We start from the raw sequence: 7902 nt of genomic DNA on the forward strand, positions 1-7902 counted from the left end.
TCATTTAATTTATGCTGACAGCAACTTTTGGAGGATTATTCTTTAGTCTTTAAGCCCCGCCGGTTGCCTTTTTGTTAAGCATACTATATATAAAGAAGCTTATACTCAAGCCCAATATGATATAAGTTAGTATCATGAATAACTGTGAATGCGAAATTATATTTAAAAAAGGGAGCAATAGTATCGGTGACAAAAACTGACCCATAAACCAAAATGTGGTCAATCTGCCAATTTCCTGTCCTCGTATTTGTTCAGGGGCTAATTGCATTACCCAAACATTTGCATTAGGAATCATTAAACCCATACCTAAACCTGAAAGTAACATGCCTATCATAACCATACCATATGATCCCCCATAGGAAATACTGGCAAAGGCCAAAGCCATTAATAAATAACCAATACCAAAAACCTGCTGAAAGCTCAATTTGTCTTTAATCTTTGAAAACGAAAGGGAGGAAATAACGGAGAAAAAAGTAGTTGAGGCTATTGCAATGCCAATTAAAGTGTTTTTTTCAATGCCGATTGACTTTAAATAGAACGGTATCTGTACCGGTATAATAAAAAACAGAATCCACATGATCATCACATTCACAAAAACAAGCCATATAACATTAGGTGATTTTACAGAAGCATCCTTGTTTTTTACAACATGCAATGTCTTTGGCTCTTTTAGATATAAACGGGTCATAGGCAAAATTACCAGGGGAAATAAATACAGTAAAAAAGGGACCCGCCATGATATATCTGCCAGGACACCTCCAAGCGTAACGAACAAAATACCCCCTAAAGACATTACTGCTATTTGTAAGCCGGCAAACTTTTGCCTGGATTTACCCTGATAATAATCTGCTATGAGGGTAGTGGCAATAGTCATCGTGATTCCAACACAAATACCCAGTAAAGCCCTTCCAGCAAGGATGAGGTAAATATTATCCAGCCAGTAACCAGAACTGCCGCCTATGGCATAGAGTATAAGTGCTGTATTTAAAAGTCGCAATCTTCCAAATTTATCAATGAACTTTCCTGCGATTATGGCAGTTAAAGCGATAAAAAGAGCGGGAAAAGAAAGCGTAAGCTTTACAAGGTTTTCAGCGTTTGGTAACGATGAAAATGCCTTGGTCATATCGGGCAATGAAGCAGATATAGTAATCATAGACATGATGGTAAGGCTGCTTACCAGTAAAAGGGTAACTTTTACCTGCCAGCTTTCAGTATTCATAGTGGAATATATTTATAATTAACCCCCGGCAGGCAAAAGCCACCGGGGGCATATGTGATGTTTGGTTTGTGTCGATAACTACTTTTAGACCATTTCCCCTTTCATAAGTTTGGGAAGCATTGCCTTAAAATTCTCTTTTTTATTTAAGTGTGGCAAAGGTTCAGCAGGTTCTTCTACACCTAAAAACTTGCAAAGTGGCCCCCACCCTTTCCGCACATCATAAACCAATAGTTTGTCTGCAGGTACGTTGGCTTTTACTTCAGCTATGTGATCTTCCCAGAATTTTTTCGCAAATTCTTTATCACCAAACTTTCCCTGAAGTCTTTCAGCAAAAAAGACTTTCTTGAACCATTTAATGCATTTAACAACATTACGTGCCCGGGCACTGAAAAGTAATTTTCCCATCATTTTGATCTTTTCTCCGGGTGTTTGTGGTCCGGCTCTGAAGACTGTACTGTCTACGCTTTTATACCAGGCTTCAAAATCCCGTACGGTGAGGATAACCTTGGCGTCGGGGTATCGCTTCATGTGCTCCTTGTACCACGGATAGCCGGGAAAATCTACAGTGCCGTCATAACCTTCGTACAGTGCATCCCAATCTGTATCACCGGTTTCATCAAGGGTTTTCCAATAATGTAGTTTTTCCGGGTTTACCAGCAATTCCTTCATGTGGTAAACGTGTTTATGACCTAATTGTTCCAGGCTCTGTTTTAAGGTGTTTGTGCCGGTCCTTGGTAATCCGGCTCCTATAATTTTAATAGACATTTGTTTTTAGTTTTATGTTAGTAATTAATTGAGTTTCGATTTATTGTACACTATCCTGCGCTACGGGTGGCGGAGGCATTTCAAAGATAAATGGTTCGGGTTGTTCTGCAAGGGGAGTCAGGTCTTTGCCTGCAAAGGCAGGGAAGTCTTCTGTGAAATGTGTTGCCCTGAATTGCATATATTTAAATGGTCCTATTGGAGATGCCACAGTGCCGTCAGGCATTCTGTAATGGTCATTATAAGGATTCCAATATTCCCAAACAATTTGTCCATCCGGGGTAACTTCCATCATTCGTCCTTTAGCTCCAGAGGTGATTAGGGTATTTCCATTTTTCATACGATGGGCACCCGAAACAAAAGCTGAATAAAACGAGTATTTGTCCGGTGCTGTATAGGACCAATGAGGCCCTTCTGGTCCGAATGCTTCATTCTCAGCCAAAATATAAGCCCCATCAGCATTAGTTGGAGGTATAAATTCGAAAACTGCACTATGATTGCCAAGTACCCCTACCGGGGTTACTACTTCCGGAGATTTGCTGGTCATTAATACTGCCCACATAGAAGGTACTTTATTGTCAGGGTGTTCAATATCATTGTTAAAAACCATTAAATGACCTTCACCGGGATATCCCTTCGGAATCCATTTTATATCGTGTTCAAAAAAGAGTTTACGATCTGCTTTTGATCCTCTTCCGTAATTGGCAGGGTTACCCCAACGATACAATAGATCTCCCCCATGTCCCCATCTGCCACCAGTACTTCCTCGGGCTTCTTCAATAGTTGTGCCATGGTCTATGATCATTATTTCACTGTAAGCAGGAATGCTGATGGCTATCTGATCTAATTCTGCATTATAGGCAATAGCATTGGTGTGGGTAAAATCGGAATGCTGGTTGTCTACGGTGGCATTTCCCGTCATCATACCCATTTTTATCCCTTGTTGAACCTGTTCTTCAGTCATTGGAGGATATATATCCCCGAGTACATTAAAGTTAATTTTTCTGGGATTTTCTGCCAGAACCCCATAATTATTTTTGGTACTGTCTATATCCTGGATTAAATGATCCCACATATGCCATTCCCATACAATTTCTCCTCCCGTGGATCCTGATGGTTTTATTTCTATAATCTTGTCTGGCCAAAGTCCGGCTTTAGTTACATGTTTCGGATCTCTGCCCGCCTCTAGAACATCTTTCTGTGATTTGGCTTCGTAGGAAATCGCCAGAATATTTCCGTTTGGTAATAATTCAATATCATGATGTATCAACTCATCTTCATCTGCCCATTCAAAATCCCATAAGATATTGCCATCCCAGTCGTATTCCCTGATCCTTCCTGCTTGTCCTCCCGCTGCAAAAGTGGGAAAGTCAGGGTCTACTTCTAATCTGACCAGGTTGCCATTCTCTTTTAAATATTGGTTAACTATCGCCAATTCGCCTTCCCAGGTATGAACCACTTCACCATCTAGATTAATAAGATGTGTTTTAGTGGTTTCTGTGGGTTGGAACATCACATAACCCGGAGTGGCAAGTGCTGTTTTTACTTTAAGTCCCCGTTTAACCGTAAGACCTGTTAGGCTTCTGGTATCTTCTGGTTTCCATTCGCGAACCTCAATTTTTTCTACAACTTCTGGTGCGGGTTTTTCTTCTTTACATGAAAAGAAAAATAATAGGATAAAACTAAAAATTAAAGACTTGTATATCTTCATGATTTATTGGTTTGGTTAATATAAAAAATTGGTTGTAATTCAATCCAATTTGCTTTCGAAGACTTGAATTAAACTAACTTAAATGGTATTGTAATAGACTTGGAGCGATTGAAAGATAATTAATTATTTAGAATAATTGCATTTTGCAACCACCAATTAATTCTTATGTAGATTAGTAAATTTCCGCTTCAGGATGATTGAAGGTGTCTCATCAATTTTATTAAACTGCTTTTTGGACCACCTCGAATACTTTGGCACCTTCACATTTTAGGGTTTTTGAGGGATATTTTAACAGCAAGGCATAATCATGGGTGGCCATTAGGATGGTTCTTCCCGCCTTATTAATTTCCTGCAGTACCTTCATGACTTCAACACTTGTCTGTGGATCCAGGTTACCTGTTGGTTCATCGGCCAGAATTATTTCCGGATCATTCAATAATGCCCTTGCTATGGCAATCCGCTGTTGTTCTCCTCCGGACAACTCATGAGGAAATTTAAAACCTTTGGTCTTCATGCCCACCTTATCCAGTACCTCTTCAATTTTTGCGTCCATTTTGTCCGGATCTTTCCAGCCGGTTGCCTTGAGAACAAACATTAGATTCTTATTGATATTTCTGTCCGGAAGTAATTTAAAATCCTGGAAAACAATGCCCAGTTTTCGCCTTAAAAAAGGGATATCCTTTTCTTCAAGGGTTTTTAGATTGAATCCTACAATTCGGCCATGTCCCTCTAAAAGTGGAAGATCTGCGTAAAGGGTTTTCATCAGGCTGCTTTTTCCACTTCCCGTCTTTCCGATCAGATATACAAACTCTCCTTTTTTTACCTCCAGAGTAATATCATTCAGCACCATACTATCTTTTTGGAAAACGGCAACTTCATTCAGATTCAGTATGCTTTCACTCATAATTTAAATGTTGATATAAAAGTAATAAGTTCCTTCCTAATTCGGGCTCACATGAAGTAAAAATCTATTATTTAGTTGTTGAACATACTTAGTAACAATATTTGACGTTATTATGGGAAATTACGGTACTTCTTAACAGCTAGAGAACATTATGCGAAAGAAAAAAACCGCGCTACTTCTATATTTCATTGGGATAACTATTTCTGGCTACGCCCAGGAATCAAAAATTTATACCCATCCTCAAAAACAGTATCAGGATGCGCTGGCACTGTACAACAGCAAACAATATCAGGCGGCTCAGACCATTTTCGAAAAAGTGCAAACGAGTACCAAGGATTTTGAAACGGAAGCTAATAGTGCTTATTATGTAGCCAATGCGGCAGTAAGATTAAATCAGCTTGGTGCGGACAGGTTGATGGAAAATTTTGTAGCCAACTACCCAACTTCTACAAAACGAAATTCCGCTTTTATGGATGTAGCCGATTATTATTTCGAAAACGGCAAATATCCTTATGCCCTTACGTGGTATAGAAAGGTAGACCAAAATTCTATGTCAGCTCTGGAAAAGGAGCGGTTTAATTTTAATATGGGTTATTCCTTATTCAGTTCCAAAAAGCCAAAGGAAGCTGAACGTTATTTAAGCAAAGTAACCACATCAGCCACTTATGGTTCTCAAGCCAAATATTATCTTGGGTATATTGCCTATCAACAGGATGATTATGAGGGGGCTAACGAACGTTTCGATCAGATATCAGATCAGGAAGAGTTAAGTGATAAGCTTTCCTATTATCAGGCCGATATGAATTTTAAGCTGGGTAAATTTGAAGAGGCTATTGAGCTGGCCAAATCACAGTTGACAAAATCTGACAGACAGGAAGTATCTGAACTAAATAAAATAATTGGAGAGAGCTATTTCAATTTAGAACAGTATGCAAATGCTATACCCTATTTGGAAGCTTATAAAGGGAAACGTGGTAAATGGAGCAATACAGATCACTATTTATTAGGTTATTGTTACTATAAACAGGAAGACTACGCCAATGCTATTAACCAATTCAATAAAATAATCGAAGGTAACAACGGAGTTGCTCAAAATGCGTATTACCATTTGGCGGAGTGCTATTTAAACCTCGGTAAAAAGCAAGAAGCGTTAAATGCTTTTAGGAATGCTTCACAAATGGAATTTAATACTGAGATACAAAAGGATGCGTATCTTAATTATACTCGATTGAGTTATGAAATAGGGAATCCTTATGAACCTGTGCCTAAGGTCTTAACTGGCTATCTGGAAACCTATCCCAACGATTCTCATTCTAAGGAAATCCAGGAATTATTGGTTGACTCCTATATTACCTCTAAAAATTTTGAAGGCGCACTCGCCCTATTGGAGGAAAACAGCAGTTTCGCCAGTAAAGCGACCTATCAGAAGGTAGCCTTCTATCGCGGAGTTGAATTGTTCATAGAAACAGATTACGCCTCCGCACATATGTTGTTTGCTAAATCACTCAATAACGCATCTGATGAATTCTTCAAAGCACGCGCCAGATATTGGAAGGCGGAATCTCAATATATGCTTAATGCTTTTGAGGAGGCACTTTCAGACTATCTTCAATTTAAAAATAACCCGGCGGCATCGCGCACGGAGGAAACCAAGGATCTGGATTATAACCTGGGGTATACCTATTTTAAACTAAAAGATTACAACAACGCAATTTCCTATTACCAGGCTTATGCCGATAAGGGAACGGATACTGATAAAAAAAATGATGCCAATGTGCGCCTGGGCGATTGTTTTTTCGTCACCAGTAAATACTGGCCTGCTATTGAATCTTATACTAAAGTTTTGCAGTCAAGTAGTCCGGAGAAGGACTACGCGGCATTCCAAAAAGCTATTAGCTATGGTTTTATTGATAGGAGTGCTACAAAAATTGAGGAACTCAATGCTTTTATCTCAAAGTATCCCAAATCCAGTTTAAAGGATGATGCACTATTTGAATTGGGCAATTCATATATAAAAGAAAACCAGGAGGCAATTGGGTTGGAAACCTATGACCGGCTAATTAGTGATTATCCTGGTAGTACTTTGGTCCCCCAGGCATTGCTCAGGCAGGGACTCGTGTTTTATAATTCTAATAAAAATGATCTTGCTTTAAGTAAGTTTAAAACAGTTGTCCGGGATTATCCAAACTCCCAGGAAGCAATCCAGGCGGTGGCCACAGCTAAACTTATTTATGTAGATACAGGTCAGGTTAGCGAGTACGCAAGGTGGGTTGAAGGATTAGATTTTGTTGAGGTATCTGATGCCGAATTAGATAATGCCAGTTATGAATCTGCTGAGAAGCAGAACCTTCAGGGTAAGAAAGAAGCCGCAATTAAAGGATATGAAAGCTATATAAGGGATTTTCCAAATGGATTACATAGCATTAATGCCAACTTTAAACTGGCCCAATTATATTTTGCGAAAGGGGATAAAGACAGGGCACTTCCTGGTTATACCTTTGTTGCCAACAGTGGGGCGAGTGAATATTCAGAACAAGCCCTTACCAGGGTCTGTGAGATTTATGTTGGAAATAAAAACTATACCTCCGCACTTCCATTCCTTCAGCGTTTGGAATCAATCGCTGATATTCAACAAAACAGAACATTTGCCCGATCTAACCTAATGAAAGGTTCTTATGAACAAAAGAATTATGACCAGACCATAGCTTACGCTGAAAAAGTTTTGGAAACAGATAATATTGACGATAGAATTAAGAGTGATGCACAAATAATGATTGCAAGATCTGCTATAGCAACTGGTAATGAAGAAAGAGCAGAGAAGGCTTATGCCGAAGTTTTGAAAATCGCTAGCGGTGGATTGGCAGCAGAAGCATGGTATTATGACGCCTACTTTAAGCAAAAAGCCGGGTCCTTTGAGTCATCAAATAGTTCAGTGCAAAAATTAGCAAGAGATTATGCCGCCTACAAGGAATGGGGGGGTAAAGGGCTAATTCTAATGGCTAAGAATTATTATGAACTGGATGACGCATATCAGGCTACATATATTCTAGAAAGTGTAATTACAAATTTTGGCGATTATGACCAGATCGTTACTGAGGCAAAAGGGGAATTAGCTATTATAAAATCCAAAGAAGCACAACGAAATTCATCCATTGTTCCCGAAGGAAATTAATTAGTCCAAAAACACAATATGCAAAAGGAACTAAAAATTACATTAATCGCTTTAATAGGTCTGGTACACCTTTTATCGGCACAAGACGATAAAGACATTGGAACTGAAACTGTTAACGTGGTAAGGCCATATTC

5 protein-coding genes are annotated in these 7902 nt (G+C 39.0%); 1 reads left to right on the plus strand and 4 read right to left on the minus strand.

Features of this window, described 5'->3' with window-relative positions; translation table 11 throughout:
* Window positions 1–49 precede the first annotated feature (49 nt).
* From WBM60_RS08975 to WBM60_RS08990, 4 genes are all read right to left on the minus strand, one after another.
* On the minus strand, window positions 50–1219 hold the full coding sequence (locus tag WBM60_RS08975) for an MFS transporter (protein ID WP_424260516.1): 1170 nt from the start codon (window positions 1217–1219) through the stop codon (window positions 50–52).
* A gap of 84 nt (window positions 1220–1303) precedes the next feature.
* Window positions 1304–1984 carry a sulfotransferase family protein gene (locus tag WBM60_RS08980; protein WP_424260514.1) on the minus strand — a complete coding sequence of 227 codons (681 nt, stop codon included), beginning with the start codon at window positions 1982–1984 and terminating at the stop codon, window positions 1304–1306.
* A 40-nt stretch (window positions 1985–2024) separates the two neighbouring features.
* Window positions 2025–3692 carry an aryl-sulfate sulfotransferase gene (locus tag WBM60_RS08985; RefSeq protein WP_424278396.1) on the minus strand — a complete coding sequence of 556 codons (1668 nt, stop codon included), beginning with the start codon at window positions 3690–3692 and terminating at the stop codon, window positions 2025–2027.
* Window positions 3693–3912: 220 nt separating this feature from the next.
* Window positions 3913–4596, minus strand: coding sequence for a cell division ATP-binding protein FtsE (locus tag WBM60_RS08990; RefSeq protein ID WP_424260510.1), 684 nt, complete (start codon window positions 4594–4596; stop codon window positions 3913–3915).
* A 151-nt stretch (window positions 4597–4747) separates the two neighbouring features.
* On the opposite strand from WBM60_RS08990, the gene WBM60_RS08995 reads away from it, so the two are divergent.
* Window positions 4748–7768, plus strand: coding sequence for a tetratricopeptide repeat protein (locus WBM60_RS08995; protein ID WP_424282989.1), 3021 nt, complete (start codon window positions 4748–4750; stop codon window positions 7766–7768).
* Window positions 7769–7902 lie beyond the last annotated feature (134 nt).

Origin of the sequence: Eudoraea sp. (genome assembly GCF_049669105.1) — a bacterium.
Taxonomy (GTDB): Bacteria; Bacteroidota; Bacteroidia; order Flavobacteriales; family Flavobacteriaceae; genus Eudoraea.